Origin of the sequence: Photobacterium damselae subsp. damselae (assembly GCF_038086725.1) — a bacterium.
Lineage (GTDB): Bacteria > Pseudomonadota > Gammaproteobacteria > Enterobacterales > Vibrionaceae > Photobacterium > Photobacterium damselae.
In genome coordinates, this window is sequence record NZ_CP146970.1 from 1786136 (window position 1) to 1808842 (window position 22707).

18 protein-coding genes are annotated in these 22707 nt (G+C 39.3%); 9 read left to right on the forward strand and 9 right to left on the reverse strand.

Annotated elements, in window-relative coordinates:
- Positions 1-57: 57 nt before the first annotated feature.
- Entirely contained in the window at positions 58-441 is a 384-nt protein-coding gene (locus tag WAX86_RS08100; RefSeq protein ID WP_050787754.1) for a hypothetical protein, read from the reverse strand.
- Between the two features lie 771 nt (positions 442-1212).
- On the opposite strand from WAX86_RS08100, the gene WAX86_RS08105 reads away from it, so the two are divergent.
- Positions 1213-2187, forward strand: a complete 975-nt coding sequence (locus tag WAX86_RS08105) for a TerC family protein (protein ID WP_065170463.1) — start codon at positions 1213-1215, stop codon at positions 2185-2187.
- A 113-nt stretch (positions 2188-2300) separates the two neighbouring features.
- Here WAX86_RS08105 and WAX86_RS08110 read toward each other — a convergent pair whose 3' ends face one another.
- Together WAX86_RS08110 and WAX86_RS08115 are read right to left on the reverse strand one after the other, a co-directional pair.
- Entirely contained in the window at positions 2301-4067 is a 1767-nt protein-coding gene (locus tag WAX86_RS08110) for a murein L,D-transpeptidase (RefSeq protein ID WP_044175519.1), read from the reverse strand.
- A gap of 375 nt (positions 4068-4442) precedes the next feature.
- Positions 4443-4679, reverse strand: a complete 237-nt coding sequence (locus WAX86_RS08115) for a DUF333 domain-containing protein (protein WP_086958299.1) — start codon at positions 4677-4679, stop codon at positions 4443-4445.
- A gap of 144 nt (positions 4680-4823) precedes the next feature.
- Here WAX86_RS08115 and WAX86_RS08120 point away from each other — a divergent pair, with 144 nt between their 5' ends.
- Together WAX86_RS08120 and WAX86_RS08125 are read left to right on the forward strand one after the other, a co-directional pair.
- Positions 4824-6368: a YjjI family glycine radical enzyme gene (locus WAX86_RS08120; protein WP_065170461.1), complete on the forward strand. Its 1545-nt coding sequence runs from the start codon at positions 4824-4826 to the stop codon at positions 6366-6368.
- Positions 6369-6390: 22 nt separating this feature from the next.
- Entirely contained in the window at positions 6391-7275 is an 885-nt protein-coding gene (locus WAX86_RS08125; RefSeq protein WP_238070503.1) for a YjjW family glycine radical enzyme activase, read from the forward strand.
- A gap of 15 nt (positions 7276-7290) precedes the next feature.
- Here WAX86_RS08125 and WAX86_RS08130 read toward each other — a convergent pair whose 3' ends face one another.
- The gene (locus tag WAX86_RS08130; RefSeq protein WP_106259901.1) at positions 7291-8211 is read right to left on the reverse strand and encodes a LysR family transcriptional regulator; all 921 of its coding nucleotides are present in this window, start codon (positions 8209-8211) and stop codon (positions 7291-7293) included.
- Between the two features lie 106 nt (positions 8212-8317).
- Positions 8318-8971 carry a GTP cyclohydrolase I FolE gene (folE, locus tag WAX86_RS08135; RefSeq protein WP_005299068.1) on the reverse strand — a complete coding sequence of 218 codons (654 nt, stop codon included), beginning with the start codon at positions 8969-8971 and terminating at the stop codon, positions 8318-8320.
- A 294-nt stretch (positions 8972-9265) separates the two neighbouring features.
- On the opposite strand from folE, the gene moeA reads away from it, so the two are divergent.
- Positions 9266-10501 (forward strand): molybdopterin molybdotransferase MoeA, encoded by a 1236-nt coding sequence (moeA, locus tag WAX86_RS08140; protein ID WP_065170459.1) that lies wholly within the window; start codon positions 9266-9268, stop codon positions 10499-10501.
- Between the two features lie 12 nt (positions 10502-10513).
- On the forward strand, positions 10514-11272 hold the full coding sequence (gene moeB, locus WAX86_RS08145) for a molybdopterin-synthase adenylyltransferase MoeB (RefSeq protein ID WP_005299062.1): 759 nt from the start codon (positions 10514-10516) through the stop codon (positions 11270-11272).
- Between the two features lie 207 nt (positions 11273-11479).
- Here the strand turns inward: moeB and WAX86_RS08150 are convergent, their stop codons facing one another.
- Both WAX86_RS08150 and WAX86_RS08155 read right to left on the reverse strand, forming a co-directional pair.
- Positions 11480-12688, reverse strand: a complete 1209-nt coding sequence (locus WAX86_RS08150) for a NupC/NupG family nucleoside CNT transporter (RefSeq protein ID WP_065170457.1) — start codon at positions 12686-12688, stop codon at positions 11480-11482.
- 346 nt (positions 12689-13034) lie between these two features.
- The gene (locus tag WAX86_RS08155; protein ID WP_065170456.1) at positions 13035-13877 is read right to left on the reverse strand and encodes a S1 RNA-binding domain-containing protein; all 843 of its coding nucleotides are present in this window, start codon (positions 13875-13877) and stop codon (positions 13035-13037) included.
- A 412-nt stretch (positions 13878-14289) separates the two neighbouring features.
- On the opposite strand from WAX86_RS08155, the gene WAX86_RS08160 reads away from it, so the two are divergent.
- From WAX86_RS08160 to WAX86_RS08175, 4 genes are all read left to right on the forward strand, one after another.
- A complete protein-coding gene (locus WAX86_RS08160; RefSeq protein WP_068968126.1) occupies positions 14290-15657 on the forward strand; it encodes a hypothetical protein in 1368 nt (455 codons plus the stop codon).
- Between the two features lie 31 nt (positions 15658-15688).
- Positions 15689-16615, forward strand: a complete 927-nt coding sequence (locus WAX86_RS08165; RefSeq protein ID WP_341488600.1) for a LysR substrate-binding domain-containing protein — start codon at positions 15689-15691, stop codon at positions 16613-16615.
- Between the two features lie 126 nt (positions 16616-16741).
- Complete coding sequence (locus WAX86_RS08170; RefSeq protein WP_341488601.1) at positions 16742-17767, forward strand: acyltransferase family protein; 1026 nt, start codon at positions 16742-16744, stop codon at positions 17765-17767.
- A 400-nt stretch (positions 17768-18167) separates the two neighbouring features.
- Entirely contained in the window at positions 18168-19799 is a 1632-nt protein-coding gene (locus tag WAX86_RS08175) for a sodium/sugar symporter (protein WP_036763716.1), read from the forward strand.
- Between the two features lie 103 nt (positions 19800-19902).
- Here the strand turns inward: WAX86_RS08175 and WAX86_RS08180 are convergent, their stop codons facing one another.
- On the reverse strand, positions 19903-21447 hold the full coding sequence (locus tag WAX86_RS08180) for a GTPase (RefSeq protein WP_341488602.1): 1545 nt from the start codon (positions 21445-21447) through the stop codon (positions 19903-19905).
- Positions 21440-22603, reverse strand: a complete 1164-nt coding sequence (locus WAX86_RS08185) for a YcjF family protein (protein WP_065170454.1) — start codon at positions 22601-22603, stop codon at positions 21440-21442. The genes WAX86_RS08180 and WAX86_RS08185 overlap by 8 nt, the downstream gene beginning before the upstream one ends.
- Positions 22604-22707 lie beyond the last annotated feature (104 nt).

Below are 22707 nucleotides of genomic sequence, written 5' to 3' on the forward strand. Positions count from 1 at the left end.
TGGGCCTCTTTTTTATTCTCTATATTTATGCCCAAGTGACTTCAAAATACAGGATAATTAATCAGTCAAATAGATAATAATATTTTCTTTATCATCATCTTGGAGATGAATTCGACATTGAGCTAACGCTTCTATTTCATTAAGCTGAGCCTCATCGAGCCCATACGGCATAGTTATTACTAATTCATCGAGATCTGCTTCTCTCGCAAGCTCAACGAGCCGTGATAAGTTCATTACATCACTTGCATTCGTTGATAATACTTTACCGGCTAGCGTATCAAATTCATCAATATTGATATGTTGACGAACACACTCAAACGTTGAAATTAGCTCTTTGAATGCCTCAATAAACGTGATGCTCTTGGGGTTACTATTTGCTAAAAAGTTAGTATAGCTAAACAGTATTTTTCTTTGAGGTGGTTGTTCCATAACCGAATCCATATAAGCTCCTTCCAACCTATGACGCTTGAGCCACACAATCTCTCTTTCTTAGATTATGCATCCATGCTCATTACGTTAATAATACTACTCGGCTTATTTTTTAGTGAGAGATCCAATTTGTGAAATTATGCTCTTGATCTCGAAATGACTTGAAAAATAACACAAAAAATTTTAATAAAAACAATAAATTAACAAATAAAAAACCATTTCTATAACCATTTGATTATTAATATCTTTAACTATAAAACAAATCAAAATCCATCAGGAATAAAAAAATCAGTAATATAACCAATTGAATTAATGAGTTATTATTATTAAATAAAAATGTAAATGTTATAGTTTACTTTTTAGTAATTAAAGAATTACTTACAATCATAAAAGTTCCCTAAGCGTTTATTATTCATACCAAGATGGGTATTATTTTTTTACCTCAATAGCATTTAATTTAGATTTTCGCTCAAAACATATTGTATTTTTAATTTTATTTCTCTTTGCTGTTTTTTTACTAGCGAATAAACACTCTCAGGAATACAATTAAGTTGCTTGGGGAGTAGTCACCACTGTTCGCCTGTCGTCATCTCGAAGCTTAATGCTTCCGGCAGTCGAGAGTTATTAATTATTAGTAACTTTGACGAGACCAACGCCATTAACACGCGTTTTGCGTGTACTTGTCTGTAGCTGTTATGCAGACAAGCTTAGTAATGTGCGGAAGGTCATGGTGAGCCCTATTTGCTGGTCCCACCTTCCGCATTCGTTTGGAAGGAGAAAAAAATGAGCCTTTTTAGTTATGAAGGGTTCGCTGTTCTAACAGTGTTAATGCTAGCTTTAGATTTATACCAAACTCGTGGTGGTGCTGTTTCTATTAAGAAAGCGGCTATATGGAGTTTATTCTGGGTTGTTTTAGCATTGCTATTTAGCGTTTTTATTTACCACTATTGGCCTCTGATGGCTCCAGATAGCACCTACACAAATGCACAAGCAACAACTGCATTTTTAACAGGTTACCTTCTTGAGAAATCATTAAGCGTTGATAATTTATTCGTATTTGCGCTTATCTTCGGTCAATTTATGGTGCCTGAACGCCTCCGTCCTCGTGTACTTATGCTAGGTGTTGTTGGTGCGTTAATTCTTCGTGGCTTTATGATTGCAGTTGGTGCTGAACTACTGGATCAATTCCACTGGGTGCTATATATCTTTGCGGCTTTCCTTCTTTATACTGGCTTCAAATTATGGAAAGAAGGTGACGAAGAGCCTGAAGACTTCTCAAACTCATTGCCTGTTCGTGTCGTGAAACGCTTCTTCCGTGTAACCGATGATTATCAAGAACAGAAAATGTTCGTGAAAGATAAAAAAGGATGGTTGGCAACCCCACTTCTTGTTGTTGTGGCGGTAATCGCACTGACTGACGTTATGTTCGCGCTCGATTCTATTCCAGCTATTTTTGCCGTGACTAGAGAGCCGTTCTTAGTATACACAGCAAACGTATTTGCGTTATTAGGTCTACGTTCTCTGTACTTTGTTCTAGAAGGAATGTTGACTCGCTTCTGTTATCTACGTGTTGCTTTGGCTTTCATCTTGAGCTTCATTGGTGTGAAGATGCTACTGGTAGGAACCGCATGGGCAATTCCAACCGCTGTTTCTCTTTGTGTTATCGCATTAACTATTACCGCTGCAATTGTTGGCTCTCTTTGGAAAACGCGTAACCAAGTCAAAGTTGAAGAAAAACCAGCAGCCGATCACCATTAAACGTAATACTAAAATAGTAATAGCGGCGATTACACTACAATAAGTCGTCGTTTTTAAACGAAAAAAAGACCAACTTAATCAAGTTGGTCTTTTTATTTAATTATTCATTTAAATTAACGACGATGATTAAAGTCTTTCATCGTAATGAATTTTGACTGAATCTTCTTACCAGATGGCGTGTCGTAATTATAGATATCTTCACGCATTTGAACTTGACCATCTTTGTTTACCCAACCAGTTAGGTAGACAAAATCAACTCCGATACGACGAGATAAACTTACGGTATCTTGCCCTTTATCTTTACGCATACTATCAAATGTGCGCATTGATGGACGATTCTGGTAGTCCAATACAAAATCAGCTAAATCATGAGCTCGTGCAACACGAACACAGCCAGAGCTTAGATCACGTTTTGTCTTACTGAACAGACCGCGAGCAGGCGTATCATGTAAGAAAATCGCATAATCATTTGGCATTAAGAATTTAACCATACCCAGTGAGTTATGAGGACCAGGCCCTTGTTGGAACTCATGTGGGAATGATTTTGGATTTACCGCAGACCAATTAATGCTACTCACTGGGATTTCTGTACGATCACGCCAGCTATTGATCACTTTAATATTGTGAGCGGCTAGGTAACCAGGGTTACGCTTAGCCTTTGGAATAACATCTTTCTGCTTAATGGTAATTGGCACATTCCAATACGGGTTAACCACCATCGTATTAATACTTGATGAAAATAGATTGGTTGGGCGACTCTCACGGCCAACGATTACTTTCGAATCAAATACGACTTTGCCATTCTCATAAACTTTGAGCATGTAGTCAGGGATGTTAACCAGAATGTGCGCTTTATCTTTAGCAAATGGGGCAATCACATTTGCGCGCTGCATATTCAAGGCTAAACGACGCGCAAGTTCACCATAAGGAATCGCCAGTTGTTGTGCAGTTGACTTACCAATAATACCATCAGCTGATAGCCCATAGCGTTTCTGGAAATGTTTAATCGCATCATTCATCACACCAGTATTACTGATCGATTTTGCTGCCATTAATTTATCGTAATTAGCTTGGTCCAGATCGCCTAGATCATAAAGCACGCGAGCAACCGCTTTACCATGAGGAATACGATCCCCTTTGCGGTAAACAGCAGGAAGATAACTTGCTTTTAGAGGGTTCGGCTCTAGCGCTTGAAACTTAGCAATGGCTTGCATTGTTGCTTCAAAATTAACGTTTGCTGGACGATGTTGCTCAAGACGAGCAAGAGTCATCGGAAATGCCTTCTCATTAGATATATAAGAAGACATCTCTTTGCTCATATTAATCGGCTTTGTTGTGAACAGTTGGTTGCGATGAGTCTTGATGTACTGCTCAAATGCCTGATAAACAAAGTAAGTATCCGTTGCCAACAGATCATAAGCACGCATATCTTTATGCTGCTCTAAATTACGAAGTTCCTGTAAACGCTGATCCATTCCAGGAAGAAGACCAGAATCAACAACAGCCTGTAACTGCTGTTCAAATTCTTTACGTAGAGAAGCCTCTTCCCATAGTGGATAAAACTTATTATCTACGTATGCTTGTTCAATTGACTGAGTAAAACAGACATTAGAAACCGCAGTTGCACATAAAGTCTTCGTACTGTGAATATTTGCATTATCCAAATATGACCAGTTTACATTACCTTGTGTAAGTGGTGCTGGGCGTTCTTCAGAGACTTGTGGTGCTGCTGATACCTCTGGAGCTGTAACTGCTGTTGAACTCTCATTTGTAGTAACAGGCGTAAACGCTTCTGTAGCAAAAGCACTGCCTGGAAATACAAGTGAAAGCGCAAGTAATTTACCTGCTCGCTGAGTGACAACACGCTTATGATTTAACATCGTCAAGCGAATCCTTACCTATTAAAAACAATACAAAATGCCAACATATATGAAACTGTTGAGTGCAAAAAATAGCATAAAAACGAGTGTATCGCGAAACTTTTATTTTGCTGACTTGGCATATCTTTCATATATATTTAGACAAATATTTGTCGTTGTTACAATCCAAATCATTGAACTTCGGTCATAAAATTTTACCCTTCACTTTTATTATCTCGATAATAAAACGTCAAAAGTTTGACAAAGACATTGATTTAAAACATAATTTTTTAGAACTTTAAAAAATGGTGTTTAATTTATGCTTATTAATCTTTTTTTACAAGTTAATCAATAATGGTTAAAAAAACACCTTAGAAGATTAATTTTTAAACACGACTATTCACTTGGATTAGCAGCCTTATATAAAGACCACTCTTCTACCACATTCCCATCTGGCAAATGACAATAGCCTACTACGCCACTTGGTTCCTTATTCATGACGACTTTTCCGCCTTGCTGCACACAATATTGTGAAGCCGGATTTGCCATATCAGCCTTTGTCACTTTAGGTTCAGAAGCACAACCAGCTAAAATAGATACGCAACCAATTGAAAATAGGATTATTTTTTTCATATATATCTCTTTTTACGTGAGTTCAAAGTCCAACACTGGATTTCTAAAAAGGAAATATACCATTGACTGTTTTTCACTTTTGGAAAATGATTATTCACGGTAGATTAGCCCACAGAGAACATAAGGACTTTCTGGGAATACATTATGAATTTTTCTGATAAATTCAAAAAAATCGCAACAGACCCTCGTTTAACGCCGAAACAAAAAACACTTTTCCTTTCATTAGAAGCAGATAGCGCTATTGAGTACCCTGCTATTTCAGCGGATGTTGAAAAAGCGATGGCTGACGGCATTATTTGTGACATGTTTGAAGGGCATGCTCCTTTTAAGCCTCGTTATGTTCTACCTGACTATAGTAAATTTTTAGCCAATGGCTCTATTTATCTCCAACTTCCACCAGCAGAAGACCTTGATGATGCATTAAATGCGTTAACCATTATCTATCATCACGTGCCATCAGTGACTAATTACCCGGTCTATCTTGGCCAACTTGATGAAATGTTGCTTCCCTATACACAAGATGTCTCAACAGATGAGCTATATAAGAAGCTAAGACGCTTTTGGATCATGCTTGACCGTACCTTGCCCGATGCCTTTATGCATGTAAATATTGGGCCAACAGATAACATTGTTTGTCGAACCATTTTGCAGATCGATGCTGAGCTTAAACAAGTTGCACCTAACTTAACTCTTATGTACGACGCAGATATCACTCCGGACTCATTATTAGAGATCGCAGTAAAAAATATCTGCGAATGCAGTAAGCCACATATTGCAAATTACCCAATGCACAAACAGACCTTTGATGAACAAGGCTTTGGTATTGTCAGTTGTTATAATGCTCTCCCTCTCGCGGGCGGTGCAAATACATTGGTCCGCATGAATCTTAAAGAAGTTGCAAAAAAAGCTAATAGCATCCGTGATTTTTTTGCTTACAATTTGCCTACTTACTGCCAAACTATGTTTGAATTGATTGACGCCCGTTGCGAGTTCTTACATAAAGAATCACACTTTTTTGAATCCAGTTTCTTAGTACAAGAGGAGCTTATCTACCCAGAGCGCTTTGCTCCGATGTTTGGTATCTATGGAATGGCTGAAGCCGTCGCAGAGTTACTTGCAAAAGAAAATTCACAAGCGGTTTACGGATATGACGATGAAGCCAATCAACTTGGCCTTCAAATTTCTGCAGCACTAAGTGACATTGTAACCTCAACACCGGTCAAATATGGCTATCAAGGACATGCTCTATTGCATTCACAAGGTGGGATCAGCTGTGATCACAATGTTACGCCAGGGATCCGTATTGCTTACGGTAACGAACCCGATCCTGTGACTCACATTCAGTCTCTTGCTGCTCAACACCAATACTATCACTCTGGTGTAAGTGAAATTTTAACAATAGATCAGACGATTAAAGGTAATCCGCAAGCTTTAATGCAATTGTGTAAAGGATCTTTCCAACTTGGATTTAGAGAGTTTACTGCCAATGTCGCCAGCAATGATTTAGTTCGTATTACAGGGTATATGGTTAAACTTTCCGATATTGCTAAATATGAAGAGCAAGGATCTCGAACGAACACCACTTGGCTTGGTGCCGACGCTTCTGTTAATACCGATGTCATGCAACGTTTGCCTCGAGTATTAAGTGGCGAGCAAATGCCAAGTTACCACTTAGTCGATAAACAATAAGATAAACAGATCAGGCAGAACCATGACCGAAGCAATAATTAATCGGATTCTGCCTTTTTCTTGTGTCGATGGGCCAGGAAATCGGCTAGTGATCTTTTTCCAAGGGTGCAATTATCAATGCAAAAATTGTCATAACCCCTACACGATTGATATGTGTAATCATTGTGGTGATTGCATTGAGACATGCCCTACTCAAGCGTTAACATTTGAAATTTTAGATAATAAGAAAAACATAGTATGGGATAGTCGCACATGTATAGAGTGCGACACTTGTTTAGAGACTTGCTCTCGCCAATCTACGCCGAAGGCAGAGCGTTATACTGTTGAGCAAATAATGGTACTCATTGAAAAGCACCAATTATTTATCAATGGAATTACAGTCTCAGGTGGCGAATCAACACTGCAGTTAGCGTTTATTGTTGAGCTTTTTAAAGCGGTTAAACAGACGCCTCACCTTCACCATCTCACATGTATGATTGATTCCAATGGGAGCTTAGGTATTCAAGGTTGGTTAAAGGTTTTACCTTATCTAGATGGCGCTATGTTAGATTTAAAAGCATGGCAGAGTGACATCCATCATGAGTTAACCGGTCATAGTAACCATCGCGTTTTTCAATCAATTAGATTGTTAGCAGAATACGGTAAATTGCATGAACTGCGCTTATTACTCATTCCATCTATTACAGATTTTGATACCAATATCGAAGAACTCGCTTTATTTATCAACCAAATTCAAACAGACAATCTAGTTAATATTCGCCTCAATGCGTTTCAACATCATGGCGTAACAGGAGATGCATTAAATTGGCCTGTTTGCCGACAAGGTGATGTAGAGTTTTTAGCTCAACAGCTGATCCAACGAGGTGTACAAAATATTCTGTTACCTGTCATATACCTCAACCATTAATCAAAATCTAAATGATTAATAAGCACATTTTACGATCTGCTCATACATCCAACGATGGGCAGGATCGTTCATACTCGGCTCATGCCATACCAAGCTGTATGCCACTTCCCCATAATTAAAAGGTAAAGGTTTAACCACAAGATCTTTGGCAATGATAGCGGTTTCAGCCCAACGCCGAGAACAAGTAAACAATAAATTGCTGTACTGACATAAGGTCGCAGCTGCACCAAAATCGGCCACAGTAACGGTTACTTGTCGGCTTTGATGCTCTTGAGCAAGTTGAAGTTCAAAGAAAGGTTGATTGAGATCGTTATCCATAATCCCAATATGATTTTGGCTAAGGTACCTCTCTATTGTCATTTCTTGTTGAGCAAGTGGATGATTCGGGTTCATTAAACAGATCATCTCATCAGTCATTAAGGTTTCCCATACCAAATGGCTTTGACTGTTTAATGGCGGCTGACTTCTGTCGTGGGGTAAAATAACAAAATCAAGGATCCCTTTACGAAGTCCATCAAAACCTATGCTGTCTTTAGACCAAATATCCAATCTTATATGTGGCGCTTGAGCAATAATATTTTGGCTCAATTGTGCAGCTAACAGATCAAAAGTACTCTCTCGCATCGCAATAGAAAACCGACCTTGATATTGGCTCACATCAAAGACTTCGGCCGTCATGATTTGATTCATATCATTGATCATTTGCCGAACGGTTGGACCTAGACGGCGAGCTAAGGGTGTTGCGATTAATTTATTACCGTGGCGATAAAACAGATCATCATTGAGGTTATCACGTAACTGATTCAGCGTTTTACTGACCGATGAGGGGCTTAAGCAGAGTCTTTCTGCAGTGGCTGTCACACTTAATGTATCAAGCATAATATGTAACGTAATAAGATGCTTCATACTAATGCGTGATAACTTAATAAGATCCATGACTGGCTATTCCCCTATTAAAAACAATTGATGACCTTAAAAACAACAATGCCCATCACAAAGGACAGGCATTGATTTTACACGATTTTATTTAGGTCGTCGTAACTTAACAAACACCATGCAGAAATTCGGCACGAGTCGCTGGATTGCGCTTAAAAATACCACCTAATGCTGTAGTGGTAGTCTCACTGGTTGCATCCATTACCCCACGAGATTTCACACAATAATGTGTAGCATCAATACGAACGGCGACATCTTCACTTTCCAATAACGTTTGCAGAGCAACCAAAACTTGTTGAGTTAAACGCTCTTGAACTTGAGGACGTTGAGCAAAGAAGCGAACGATACGGTTGATTTTTGATAAACCAATAATTTTACCGCGTGGAATATAAGCTACGGTAGCTTTACCATCGATCGTAACCAAGTGATGTTCACAGGTACTCGTTAGGGTAATATCTTTAACTCGAACCATCTCATCACAGTTCATCTTATTTTCAATAACTGTGATTTTAGGGAAGTTAGCGTAATCAAGACCGGAGAAAATCTCATCCACATACATTTTTGCAATACGGTGAGGGGTTTCTTGTAGGCTGTCATCAGTTAAATCTAGGCTAAGTAGATTTAAGATCTCACGCATATGATGTTCAATTTTTTCTTTTTTTTCATTGCGCTCGACCACAAGGTCTGTCATTGGTGTTTCCAGTCCACGAGCCGCTAATGCCTCACGAACTTTTAAAGCTGATTCGCTAAGTGTTGTCATTTTTCCTCCAACTGGCTTAGGTGCTATTTTACCCAAAACTCACCCATTCTTTCGGCCAGTGATACAAATCACGTTCGAGGATACCTGTAAATGAAAATAATTCCACCCTGAATTTAATACGGGTTAGTTTCGCTAGCCTTTTTTTGGCATAATTACTCCAATTGATACTCTCTAAGTTAACACTAGTGATGAAATCCAATCACACTATACTATTGAGATATTTATCTGAACGTTATAACTTAAAAGATATATTTCAGATACTGTTTAATTGACATAATTATAATGGACACCACTATGGGATGTTGTGACGCACCGGGTTTAATGCCGGTTGAAACTGCTCTTGATAAAATTTTGTCTCAAGTAACACCTCTTGAAGCAACCAAAACTGTCGCGCTTACTGATGCAATGGGTTACGTACTTGCTCAAGATGTACACTCTCCGATCAATGTTCCCCCTTTCGCAAACTCAGCGATGGATGGCTATGCATACCGTTCTGCCGATCTTGTTAACGCCAATACACTCACTTTAGCGGGTAAAGCTTTTGCTGGCGTACCTTTTGCCGGTGAATGTCAGCAAGGTCAATGCATTCGAATTATGACAGGTGCTGAGTTACCGAAAGGGGCTGATACCGTCATTATGCAAGAAGAAACCACAGCAGACGGTGAGACCATTACTTTTCACGATAAGCCAAAGCATGGTGATAATGTACGCCCTATTGGCGATGATGTTTGCCAAGGTGACATTGTACTGGCTAAAGGTACCCGAATCACTGCACGTGAAATGCCGCTACTGGCTTCTTTAGGTATTGCTCAGTTTGAAGTGTATGTTCGCCCTATTGTTGCATTCTTTTCAACAGGTGATGAGCTACGTCCTGTCGGTGAACCATTAGAAGCGGGCCAGATCTATGACAGTAACCGCTACGGTATCCGCGCTTTACTGGAAAAATTTGGTTGTGATGTACTCGATCTTGGCATTATTCCAGATTGTCCAGACCAACTACGTGCTGCATTTACTAAAGCCTCAACAGAAGCCGATGTAATGATCACCTCTGGTGGTGTTAGTGTCGGTGAAGCCGATTTTACAAAAGACATCTTAGATGAACAGGGGCAAATTGGTTTTTGGAAAATTGCCATGAAGCCAGGTAAACCTTTTGCATTTGGTACTATCAATAATGCTTGGTTCTGTGGCCTACCAGGTAATCCAGTATCTGCAATGTTAACGCTATATCAGTTGGTACAACCTATGTTAGCAAAACTTGCAGGTCACACTCAGTATCAAGCACCACAGCGCCTTCAAGCTATTGCAACAACTGGCTTTAAGAAGCGCCCTGGTCGAACTGACTTCCAACGTGGTATCTATCAGATTAATGCGCAAGGCCAAGTAGAAGTTGCCACCACAGGTAATCAAGGTTCAGGAGCATTTAGCTCTATGCATCTTGCAAACTGCTTTGTTGTTTTAGAGCAAGATCGCGGCCGTGTTGAAGCGGGCGAACAGGTAACCATCGAGCTTTTCAACCACACCATGTACTAACAGGAATTTTTTGTGAGCGAACTTTCCGATGCAGAAATGCTGCGCTATAACCGCCAGATTATGCTGCGCCAATTTGATTTTGAAGGCCAAGAAGCGCTAAAGAGTGCTTCGATGCTAATTTTAGGAGCTGGTGGCTTAGGTTGCGCTTCTACTCAATATTTGGCGGCTGCAGGTGTAGGAAAACTTACCCTGATTGATGATGACAAAGTGGAAGTGTCTAATCTTCAGCGACAACTGCTTCATAACGACAGCACAATTGGTCAATTAAAAGTTGAATCAGCAAAAACCGCTCTAGAAAAAATCAACCCTTATCTTGAGGTTGAAACCATTGCTAAGCGTTTAAGTGATGATGAACTTCGTCCGTTAATCGAACAGCATGATCTTGTGCTTGATTGCAGTGATAACGTTGATACTCGAAATCAATTAAACCGCCTCTGTTTTGCCATTAAGAAACCGCTTATTTCAGGAGCGGCAATTCGCATGGAAGGTCAAATTAGTGTTTACACTTATCAAGACAATGAGCCTTGCTATCAATGTCTTAGTGCCCTATTTGGTCAGCAGACTCTAAGCTGTGTTGAGGCTGGTATTATGTCACCTGTCGTCGGTATTGTTGGTGCGGTACAAGCAATGGAAGCGATTAAAGTCGTTAGTCATATGGGTACGCCATTAACCGGTAAGTTGTTGATGCTGGATGCTTTATCAATGAGTTGGCGTGAAATGAAACTGATGAAACTGCCGACATGTTCGGTTTGTGGTACTCAATCAGCCTAATCATTTTAAGATCGGTTAGAAAATACAAATCCTGCAATAGATGATGATTACATTTATTGCAGGATTTTTTATCTTGGCTAACTATATAGGTATATCAGATAGAACAAAGCCAGTAGAAAGAGATTTTCTCCGTCTACTGGCTTTTGTAAACTTATGTTTTTTTGAATTTAGCTTTTTAACCTTGCTGGTTCTGAATCTACATAAGGATTATAGCGACAGAATAATACTTACGATTGCAGCACTCATTAGGTTAGCAAGAACACCAGCCATCACTGCACGAGCACCATACTTGGCAATAAACGGACGACGCTCAGGGATTAGACTTCCCATACCGCCAATTAAGATTGCAAGCGTGGTGACATTAGCAAAGCCACATAAGGCGAAAGTAACAACAGCTACACTGTGTGGTGCCATCGTGTCTTTTACTTTCATCAAGTCAATAAATGCAACAAACTCGTTCATCACAACTTTCTGACCAATCAAAGAGCCAGCCGTTATCGCATCTGCCCAAGGCACACCAATAAGCAGAGCAACAGGTGAAAATACATAGCCTAAGATCAGTTGGAAGCTTAAATCTTTAACGCCAAATAGAGCACCAATATCGCCTAACATACCGTTTAGCAAAGCAATCACACTAATAAATGCCACCAACGTCGCACCAATGGTAACAGCCATACGCAAGCCCGACATTGCACCATCAGCGAGCGCTTCAACCACATTCGTTGCTTTAGGGATTTCGACTGCGGTAATTTCATCAGCACTGATTTTTTGTTCTGATGGCGGCACAATGATTTTAGCCATTAACAAACCCGCAGGAGCCGACATAAACGCAGCAGCAATAAGATAGCCTAAGTCCACACCCACAGCGGCATAACCTACCATAGTAGAACCAGCAACCGATGCTAAACCACAGGTCATAACAGCAAACAGTTGCGAATCATCCATGCTTTTTAAATATGGTTTGATAACTAATGGAACTTCTGACATACCAACAAAGATATTTGCAGTTGCCGATAAGGATTCTGCACGACCAGTACCTAATACTCGTTGTAATGCCCCACCGCAAACGTTCACAACTTTTTGCATAATACCGATATGGTAAAGCATAGAAATCAATGCGGAGAAAAAGATGATGATGCCTAAAACGTTCACCGCAAATACGAAACCAATACTGCCCGTTGCTAAACCACCAAACAGAAAAGATAAACCATCTTTACCGTAATCGGTCACATAGGTTACGCCGTGAGTAATCGACTGTAGAATCGTTTTACCAACAGGTACATATAGCACAAAAAGAGCAAACAGAACTTGCATTAAAAACGCCAGCGATACCATTTTAATCGGAATGCGCTTACGGTCAGTAGAAATAATCCAAGCTAATAAAATAAGAACAAAAATACCCAGTACTGCAATCATGATGTTGATCAAATATGTCAAAAGGGACGCGCATTGTAACGAGCAACAAAACACGATCAAGATCACAAAGTTATGCAAATGTTAACGTTAATTGCATCAATCAGGTTAATTCTACGTGCTACAGAAAAATATCAATAACTTATCGGTTAAAATTAGACGTACTTTTCTCATATGGAAAAAATCATTTGCTTTGAAGCAATAAGAAGCGCAATAAACTGATGAAAAACAGACCATTACAATGCTTATAATTACACCAAAGCCAGATGATAATTAAAAAAAACGCATCTTAGAATGAGCTAAGATGCGTTTATATTTAGGTTTATATTCAACTATAAATAGCGATTAATTAGTCGTTATCGTTTAAACGAATGCCGTCTTTTCCAATAACAATCAGACCCTGCTTATACAAGCCACCAATGGTCTTCTTAAAGGTACCTTTACTGGTACGGAAAACGTTGAAAATTTCTTCAGGCGTTGACTTATCACTTAATGGAATGAAACCACCCTTTTTCTCTAACGAGGTTAAAATCTTATCTGATAGGTCATCCATACGTGCTTTACCCATCTTCTGTAGAGATAGGTTGATTTTGCCATCTTCACGAATTTCTTTTACGTAAGCTTTTAGCGTCTTACCAATAAACAGCTTACCAAAACATTCGGTCTTAAATAGTAAGCCCCAATGTTGACCGTTAATGATCGCTTTATAGCCAAGATCTGTGATTTCTGCGATCAATACTGGTACTTCATCCCCAACTTTATACGTTGCCGGAGTTTTATCTAAGAAGCGGTTAAACTTAGTTGAAGCGACAATCCGACCTGTTGCTCGGTCGGTATACACTCGCACAAGAATCTCTTCACCTTCTTGCAATTTACGGCGCTGTTCGCTGTATGGTAACAGAAGGTTTTTACGCAGACCCCAATCTAAAAATGCACCAACTGTCGTGATCCCTTCAACTCGCATCTTGGCAAATTCACCCACTTGAGCGATAGGTTCATCGGTTGTTGCTACAACTTCATCGTGTGAATCATTGTATAGAAAGACTTTAATTTTATCGCCCACGTTAGTGCCGGCTGGAACTGACTGGCTTGGCAATAAGATATTACCGAAATCCTCTCCACCATCGAGAAATACGCCAAAGTCTACTAGGTTGACGACTTCTAATGTGTTGTATTGTCCAATTTTAATCATGAATCCGACACTCTCTGATCAGCATGCTACACCGTTATGTTGTGTAACAATAATAAGTGATATAACGTGTAAACTTAGCTTTGTAATTTACTAATGACAGAGCATTATACGTGATGTTCCCCATTGGTGCTCAGCAATCTTTAACTGTTTGGATATTTTTCATCCTATTAACACGGTTAATTGCATTTACTGTCATCATAATCCGAGTAATATTTCAGGTTCTAGGTTCTAGGTTCTAGGTTCTAGGTTCTAGGTTCTAGGTTCTAGGTTCTAGGTTCTAGGAGAATGACTGAGTTTAAAATAAAACAACAATAACAAGCTCAAAGTCACTTAACGAGAAAGAGATGGCTAGTACGCCAATCATTAGCAATACTAAATATCATTTCATGCAGTTTAGAGGTACGGATACAAAGTGATCACTGTCGACAAAAAAGATGGACACAAACTTAAAATCTCCCACGTCATTCAAGAAACGACTAATCGACAGCTCGATATTTATATTTTTGTGCCCGGAGAATTAGGCCTAACCAGCAATATCATCAGTGATGAAGAGTTCTACCATAACGCAATTCATGGCAAACGTACTTATTATAGTGACGTGAACCACTTGCCCCTTGTTCATAGTCGACTAGCCAGTCGAGGTAAATTATCGATTGAACAATATCGCTTAAGTTTAAGTTTGTACGCTTATCAGTATGCACTGGCTCTAGAAAAAGAGACTCACAACTTACTTGAGAACAAAGAGTCAGTCACATTAGATGATGTCAGCGAGCTGAGTGAACTGACAATTCGCATCTTAAAAAGGTTACGACGTAACGTACCGACAGATAAAAAACTGCTTAAGTACTACGAGAACATTGATAACTATCTATCATGGTTTACTGAACAACGTTGCTTGGCTATGGTGGCTCACCTACCCCGTGGTAACGAATACCCAGAAATTAAAGAACTCTTATTAGACATCTGCGCATCTGAAGAACAACACCGAATTAAACACAAATATAATTCAGAAAGAGCAATGCAAGATCAAACCCGAATGTCGAATAAGATGCGTCTTCTACGTCGTTTGATCGAATACCCGGTCACTATGAAAGAGAAAACCATAGAGCTGGGTAAAAATACCCGAAAAATTGTCACAGGTGCTGCGGCAGGTATTGTGATGATCTTTGTGACTTTAATGATGATAAAAGCGCGTGGTGTATTGGGTGATATTACCGCGTCATTTATTTTGGTTTTGTCTCTGATTTACGCTATTCGTGAAGTTTTTAAAGACGATTTAAAACAAATGCTTTGGCGTTGGCTTCGTAAAGGTCGAGCACGCTGGCGTAAACAATTTTTCGATGCTAATACCGATCACCTTATTGGCCGTCAGTTCGAGTGGATGGAATATATTAGCTACGACAAACTTCCTGAAAGCATTAGAAAGACCCGTAAACATAAAGTATCAAATAGAGAAGAGACCATTCTTCACTATAAAAGTACCACTCGAATGTCTCCAACTAAGTTCTTAAGTGGTTATGAACAGACCCGTGAATCAATTATTCTCGATTTAAGAGTTGTTGCCAGCTTAATGGAAAAAGGCTCTCAACGGATATATCAGCTCAAAGATGGTCAAGTCACAAAAGAATCGGTTGAAAAGCGCCATTTGATAAACTTAATCACAAAAGAAACGGATGAAGATAATACTGTTCGTATTCAACGCTGGAAGATCATCATGAACCGTTCAAAAATTGTAGATATCGAACCGGTTGAAGTCGCATTACCTGTAACAAAAAAATAGATGTATCACAACGGACGACAAGGCTATTGCTGTGAAAAATTTTGATGTAAATCTGCTGAAAGTATTAGAAGTCTTACTACAAGAAAAGAGTGTTACAGCAGCAGCTTGTCGCTTACATCTCAGCCAATCGGCAGTCAGTAAACAACTTGCTAAACTACGCGAAACGTTTCATGATCCTCTCTTTGAACGGGCTCCTCATGGCCTAAGACCCACACCAAAGGCTCTCTCCTTGGCACCCAATATTCATCAGATATTGCGACAAGTAGAACAGCTCACTCGCCCAGAAGATTTTGATCCTGCGAGCAGTCGTCGTAAATTTCATATCGATTTAGTGGAAACGGCTTATACCCTGACCTACCCTGATTTTATTCCTAAAATGCTGGAACAAGCACCAGAAGTTAGTTTAATCAGTCGCACTTGGAACGATGATAGCTTAAATCAACTATTACGCTGTGAAATTGATTTAGGGATTGGTATTTTTGAATGGGACGAGCGTTCAGAGATGCATTACCGAACCATTCCTAATGAATTGAATTACTATCTACTGGGCCGAGATTATCCAGTCTGTTTAATGCGAAAAGATCACCCTTCACTACAGGAAGAGTGGGATCTCGAAACGTTTTTAAAATACCGACATATTGAAGTAAGCATTGGCGGTCTACGTCGTTGGTTATTAGAAGAGGTTCTAGCTTTGCAGAATCGTCATGTTGATATTGCCATCAATATGACCGACTTTAGAACAGCCATAAAACTGTGTGAAAATTCAGATCTGTTAATGTGCTACCCTTCGTATCCAACTCATGAGTTACAAGAAACAAGTAATCTGATTGTACGACCAATTCCAATTCATTTAGACGCTGGTGGCTATGTTCTTCTATGGCATCGTCACTTTGAATTAGATCTGAGCCACCAATGGTTACGTGAGTTAATCATCCATGGCGTTAAGAAATTAGACTAAGCAATATCTCAAAATTTCATATTTAGCTTGAGAATCAGATCCATCACACAGTTTTACAAATAGAAAATTTACAGCCTCGTATTTACTGTTAGATTTCACAAAATTTAATTGTAGATACAATACCTTATGAATGAAAATCGCATTCCTAGTTTAGAGCTTGGTCGTGTCATTGCTATCTTTGCTGTTGTTATTATTCATAGCCAAGCCTTTAATACTCTACCCTTGATTAATGGTGAACCCTGGCTTGGTTATCTACTCAACCAGAGTAGTCGTTTTGCGGTTCCGCTCTTTTTCTTAATCTCAGGTTACTTAATTGCGCCGAAACTTATTGCATCCCCACTACAAACCGCGTGCTCATATAGTATTCCACTTTTAAAAGTTTGGCTTATCTGGAGCATCATTTATCTCATTGCGCCTTTTAATCTCAACACTGTGATGCAAGAGGGTTACTTACAAGAGAGGATGGGATATTGGCAATATTTAAGTGAAAATCCTATTAATTCTCTATTTGAAGGCGGATTAGTACACCTTTGGTTTATACCTGCACTCATTTGTGCCGTAATCGTCGTCGCATTCTTTATACGATTCAATAAAATAGAATGGCTTCTTCCATTTGCGTTATTACTCTTTGTCTACGGACTTCTTGCGGGAAGCTATCAGCCCTATACTGAGTTAGACTCCATTATCTTTACTCGTAATGGACCTTTTTTTGCCACATTGATGGTCGGCTTAGGATTTGAGTATCGTCGTCAGAAATGGCAATTGAGTAATACTATCGCCCTCCTATTGTTTATTGGCGGTATGTCACTGCACCTTACAGAAGCTTTTATGTTATCCCTTCTACCTGATGGGCTGTTTAATATTCATGACTTCTTGTTAGGGACACCATTATGGGGCTTAGGTATTTTTATTTTATTACTTAATCATCCTAATATTGGTAATACTCAATGGGTTCGTTACTGTGCGAAACACACCTTAGGTATTTATGTTCTCCATTTATTATTGATTATATACTTTATGAATATCTCAATGATGCTGAATCTAAACCCTTGGGTAAGTAATATATTAATCATACCTACTACTTACTGCGTCTCTTTAATTATCATCTCATTAATTGATAAAATACGCTTAAAGCACATCTTGTTGCGATAAGATTTTATAGCAAGCGGTTTAATTGATAACTTCAAATCACCGCTTGCTTATCTATCCATAAGTTATTTTCTTTTTATTAATTATGTATTACCAAAACACGATTAACCAACCCAATTAATTGCAATTATTTACCTGCAATTCTTTTAATAAAACCATTGGTAACGTTATCACCATCACAGTAAATATTAACTTAAAAATTTAGTTAAATATTTTACTTAAAATAGGTTCAAATACCAAACAACAAATAAAATCAGTATTTTCATCAAGTTAAAATAATTCATCATATCAAGATAATAGCATTATCCAGCTTTCGTAATATTTTGTGACATAAATAACGAAAATATTAAATGTAAACGCTTACACTTCTCTCCGTTAATTTAACTCACAATGGATTATAAAGATGGGAACTAACGAGATAGGATTTAGCGTTATTGATTACGCTGTTTTTGCCCTCTATGTGCTTATTATTATTGGTGTCGGCTTATGGGTTTCACGAGATAAGAAAGGAGCAACAAAAGGAACAGAAGACTATTTCCTTGCTGGTAAATCATTACCTTGGTGGGCTGTAGGTGCATCACTTATTGCTGCCAATATTTCAGCCGAACAGTTTATCGGTATGTCCGGCTCTGGATATTCCATAGGTCTGGCTATTGCATCTTACGAATGGATGTCTGCACTGACATTAATCATCGTGGGTAAATACTTCTTACCTGTCTTTATTGATAAGGGTATATATACCATTCCTGAGTTTGTTGAAAAACGCTTTAATAAATCATTAAAGACGATTCTTGCTGTATTTTGGATTGCCTTATACGTTTTTGTAAACCTAACATCTGTACTCTACTTAGGAGGCCTTGCGTTAGAAACAATTCTAGGCGTTCCAATGATGTACGCGATTATTGGTTTAGCCCTTTTTGCAATCATTTACTCGCTATATGGTGGTCTTTCTGCCGTTGTTTGGACCGATGTAATCCAGGTGTTCTTCCTTGTTCTTGGTGGCCTATTAACAACCTTTATGGCTCTAAGTTACATTGGCGGTGCTGATGGTGTATTAGGCGGTTTAAGCCACATGATTGATGCAGCGCCTGAGCACTTTGAAATGATCTTAGACCAAAGTAATCCGCAATATATGAACCTACCGGGTATTGCCGTTCTTATTGGTGGTCTATGGGTTGCGAACTTATACTACTGGGGCTTCAACCAATATATTATTCAACGTACATTAGCCGCAAAATCGGTGCAAGAAGCGCAAAAAGGTATTGTGTTTGCTGCTTACTTAAAACTGATTGTGCCGTTCCTTGTGGTTATTCCTGGTATCGCAACTTACATTATTACATCAAATCCAGAATTACTAAGTGGTTTAGGCTCTGCAGCTATGACTCACATGCCATCAGCAGCACAAGCAGATAAAGCTTACCCTTGGTTAACTCAGTTCTTACCTGTAGGTATTAAGGGTGTGGTGTTTGCGGCTCTTGCTGCTGCCATTGTGTCATCACTAGCTTCTATGCTGAACTCAACAGCAACGATCTTTACCATGGACGTGTACCGTGAATACATTGATCCAGAAGCGGGTGACCACAAACTGGTTAACGTAGGTCGCGCAACCGCTCTTGTTGCACTGATTATCGCTTGCTTTATTGCTCCTATGCTCGGCGGTATTGGTCAAGCCTTCCAATATATCCAAGAGTACACAGGTTTAGTAAGTCCAGGTATCTTGGCTGTGTTCCTTATGGGCCTGTTTTGGAAGAAAACCACCAGCAAAGGGGCTATCGTTGGCGTTCTGATGTCAATCCCATTTGCCCTATTCCTAAAACTGATGCCTCTATCTATGCCATTCATGGATCAGATGCTCTATACCCTACTGTTCACTATCGTTGTGATTGCCTTTACAAGTCTTAGCAGTACAGAAGGTGAAGAGGATCCTAAAGGTATCGCGCTTGAAGCTAAGTTATTTAAAACAGAATCAAGCTTTAACTTAGCCTCGTATGGCATCATGGTGATTTTGGCTGTGCTATACGCAGTATTTTGGTAATCATCTAATTAAGTTGCTACTCAATAGATAAATTTGAGTATCACCATAAAATAAAAGCCAGTAGCAATATAATCTACTGGCTTTTTTTGATATTAAAAATCTACTACAGCTGTTTGCGATAAGCTTTAAATAAAACTTCACCAAGATGATAAAGCCGCTTAGCCTCTTCGGTTAAATCCAGTCTATCCCCTTCAATTCGGCGTCGATTTAATTGAGTGTTTACGCCATCTTCATAGGCAGACACAATCGCTTGTTGAAGTGTGTCGACATTAAATTGAGGGACGTCCTGACTAACACACAAAGGTAAGATAATATCTGGGTTGAGTTTCTCTTTATTAAACTCAACTGCTTGAGCAATTACTTTTCCTTTTTGTGTTTGTGGATTAGACAAATCATATGGTGGTTGCCATTCATCTAATGGAGAAAGTCGATCAACTTGGTTTACCAGCACTAAAATCTTTGGTGCTTTTCGGTTTTGATTTGCTGCTAATTGATAAAATTCATCTACGGCTTGACGCAATTCGACATCCAATTTACGAGCTGATTGATTGGCTTTTAACACCCATAACACTAAATCACTATTGGTTATTTGCGACACAATCTTCTTCTGAGTGGCCTTATCACCATCTAGCCCAGGTAAATCAATTAGATGGACTAGATCGATACCATCGACTGTACACTGATGAACGGTTGCTTGATCTGTTGAAGGTAGCGCACTCACCTCTGCGGCCATTTCACCAATCAATGCATTAACCAATGATGATTTACCTGCACTTACTTGCCCCACAACCGCAACACGAAGCGGACTGACTTTAGCCGCATGAGCTTTACTGTCTTTAGCCTCTATTTCGCTCGGTGGCAGTTCATCATCCGCTAATTTAAATTGACCGCTATAAAGATCAATTGCAACAGAGGCAACTTCCTGTAGTAAGGTCGCTTTTAGTTTAAACTGGATCTCAGCACTGACATTATCAAACAGCTGCCCCAATACCATACCTCGGGCTTCGGCCAGCCAGCCAGTTGGCGTCGTAATACGAAACAGTCGGTAGATATCATAAGCACTTTTCGCATAGCCTAACTTATCACTTAGGTCATACCCATGCTGCAGCGTTGTAATACTGACTTTATCAACGAAAGGTATATTTTCTCGAAGAAAACGACGATAACGGCGACTGACTTCTTCTGTCATCAGTAAAAACTCTGGTGCAGTAAAAGAGAGTGCTTTACCCGATTTTTGGTTATAACTGGCAGCAACTTGAGTTAAAACCAGTAGCGCATGGGCTTTAAGGTTATCCCACTCTGGTTCTTCATTAATCTGGCGAACAATGGTTTCATTTACTTGTTGCCATATCTGTTGATCTTTAGCCGTCCAAGCTGGATTGCCTTCAACATCTAACCCATCTAGATCCTGCTTAATGGCCGTTTCTACCGTACGAGAACGGCGCATCCACCAGTACGGAACAAAGATAATTAAGCAAGAAGATGCAATCAGAGCAAAAAATAAAACCCATTGACCATTTGTTACTAAATCTGCAATGCCAAAACCCGCTAGAACTAAGATAGGTATCGTAATTGCTAACATAACAAGTGGTACAAAGCCATCAGATAAGCGACTTAGCAAATGGTAACTATTTTTAATTTTATTCATGATGCTTTTGCTCCATTTTTGCTTGTTCCGTTGCTACGTTTTTAACGGATTTAAATGCTTGTTCAAAAGCTTGTTTCATCTGATCTTTAGAAACTGTTTCCCCTTTACTCTTATGATATAAATACATACAAGCTGCACGACCAATCGCATAGGTAGAGGAAAAACTCATTACGGCAGCGGTTGCGCTACCTACTGTCTGACCATAAACAGGAATAAACTTCACTAACTGATTTACACCCAGTTTTGATAAATATTGAATCAAAAAGCCTGAACCCAACATACCAATAAACTCAGCATAATCTTGTTTATTCCAAGTAACGCCATATTGATTTGCCAAACTGTGTAGCATTTTGCCCTGAATAGAAGGCACGGTCACAATGCCGATCCCAGGAATGGCATCACTTGCCCCTGCAGTACCTGCGTACCAGAGAATTTCCGTTTGTAATCGAGAGAAATTGTGTTCTTCTCGTGTTTGGTGGGCATTTTTTTCTGTAATTAAACTCAACATAGGAAGTGCCGCTACCAGTGCTTGCTGTAACTGCTCTAACCCTTCTAGCTGTTCGATTTCTGGAATAAGATCAACGCAAATAGGCTGATACCAAAGTTGTTGTTCTTCCGTTAATTTATCTGGATTAATACCCCAAATATCCAACACTTGATTGTGGTGTCGAGTAATGCTCCGCTGGCGTTCTTGTTCATCTGAGATACCATTAATAGCGGTATGCACAACCAACAAGTGACGAATTTTCTTTGATTTTTTAATTGCTTTCAGAGCTTGTAAAACTTCAGACTGATCTTGTTCTTCTGCTTTCATGATGACCAATAAAGCGTGGCTTCGACCCTCGCAATATTCAATGTCATGTTTAGGATCATAATTGTCCTCAGCTAAACCACGGGTATCTAAAAAGCTCACAACTGGGTTAGCCGTTGGGTAGTTATAATCTGAAGCAGTTTGAGTACAAGGCTGAAAACCTAAACCAATTTCAGCACGACTATCTCCGGTTAAAGCTTGAACAATTGTTGATTTTCCAGCACCGGTCTTACCCAATAACCATAAGGTTGGCACTAATTTTTGCCATTCTTTACTGGCTGGCTCAATATCAGGGTTAACTGATGGGTTGATGTAATCATAAACCTTTTTAAAAAAGCGGTTCATAAACACCTTCTTTCTTGTTGTTATGCGTTTTGAACATTATGCAGTTAATCTATAATTTTGGCAAAATAAAGGGAGCACAAAGTCTCCCTATTGATAACAACGGT

What these genes read in the sequence shown, in the direction of transcription:
- WAX86_RS08100 (WP_050787754.1), bottom strand. Translation starts at nt 441, where the DNA reads ATGGATTCGGTTATGGAACAACCACCTCAAAGAAAAATACTGTTTAGC.
- WAX86_RS08125 (WP_238070503.1), top strand. Translation starts at nt 6,391, where the DNA reads ATGACCGAAGCAATAATTAATCGGATTCTGCCTTTTTCTTGTGTCGAT.
- WAX86_RS08115 (WP_086958299.1), bottom strand. Translation starts at nt 4,679, where the DNA reads ATGAAAAAAATAATCCTATTTTCAATTGGTTGCGTATCTATTTTAGCT.
- folE (WP_005299068.1), bottom strand. Translation starts at nt 8,971, where the DNA reads ATGACAACACTTAGCGAATCAGCTTTAAAAGTTCGTGAGGCATTAGCG.
- moeA (WP_065170459.1), top strand. Translation starts at nt 9,266, where the DNA reads ATGGGATGTTGTGACGCACCGGGTTTAATGCCGGTTGAAACTGCTCTT.
- WAX86_RS08175 (WP_036763716.1), top strand. Translation starts at nt 18,168, where the DNA reads ATGGGAACTAACGAGATAGGATTTAGCGTTATTGATTACGCTGTTTTT.
- WAX86_RS08170 (WP_341488601.1), top strand. Translation starts at nt 16,742, where the DNA reads ATGAATGAAAATCGCATTCCTAGTTTAGAGCTTGGTCGTGTCATTGCT.
- WAX86_RS08105 (WP_065170463.1), top strand. Translation starts at nt 1,213, where the DNA reads ATGAGCCTTTTTAGTTATGAAGGGTTCGCTGTTCTAACAGTGTTAATG.
- WAX86_RS08120 (WP_065170461.1), top strand. Translation starts at nt 4,824, where the DNA reads ATGAATTTTTCTGATAAATTCAAAAAAATCGCAACAGACCCTCGTTTA.
- WAX86_RS08110 (WP_044175519.1), bottom strand. Translation starts at nt 4,067, where the DNA reads ATGTTAAATCATAAGCGTGTTGTCACTCAGCGAGCAGGTAAATTACTT.
- WAX86_RS08155 (WP_065170456.1), bottom strand. Translation starts at nt 13,877, where the DNA reads ATGATTAAAATTGGACAATACAACACATTAGAAGTCGTCAACCTAGTA.
- WAX86_RS08185 (WP_065170454.1), bottom strand. Translation starts at nt 22,603, where the DNA reads ATGAACCGCTTTTTTAAAAAGGTTTATGATTACATCAACCCATCAGTT.
- WAX86_RS08150 (WP_065170457.1), bottom strand. Translation starts at nt 12,688, where the DNA reads ATGATTGCAGTACTGGGTATTTTTGTTCTTATTTTATTAGCTTGGATT.
- WAX86_RS08130 (WP_106259901.1), bottom strand. Translation starts at nt 8,211, where the DNA reads ATGGATCTTATTAAGTTATCACGCATTAGTATGAAGCATCTTATTACG.
- WAX86_RS08180 (WP_341488602.1), bottom strand. Translation starts at nt 21,447, where the DNA reads ATGAATAAAATTAAAAATAGTTACCATTTGCTAAGTCGCTTATCTGAT.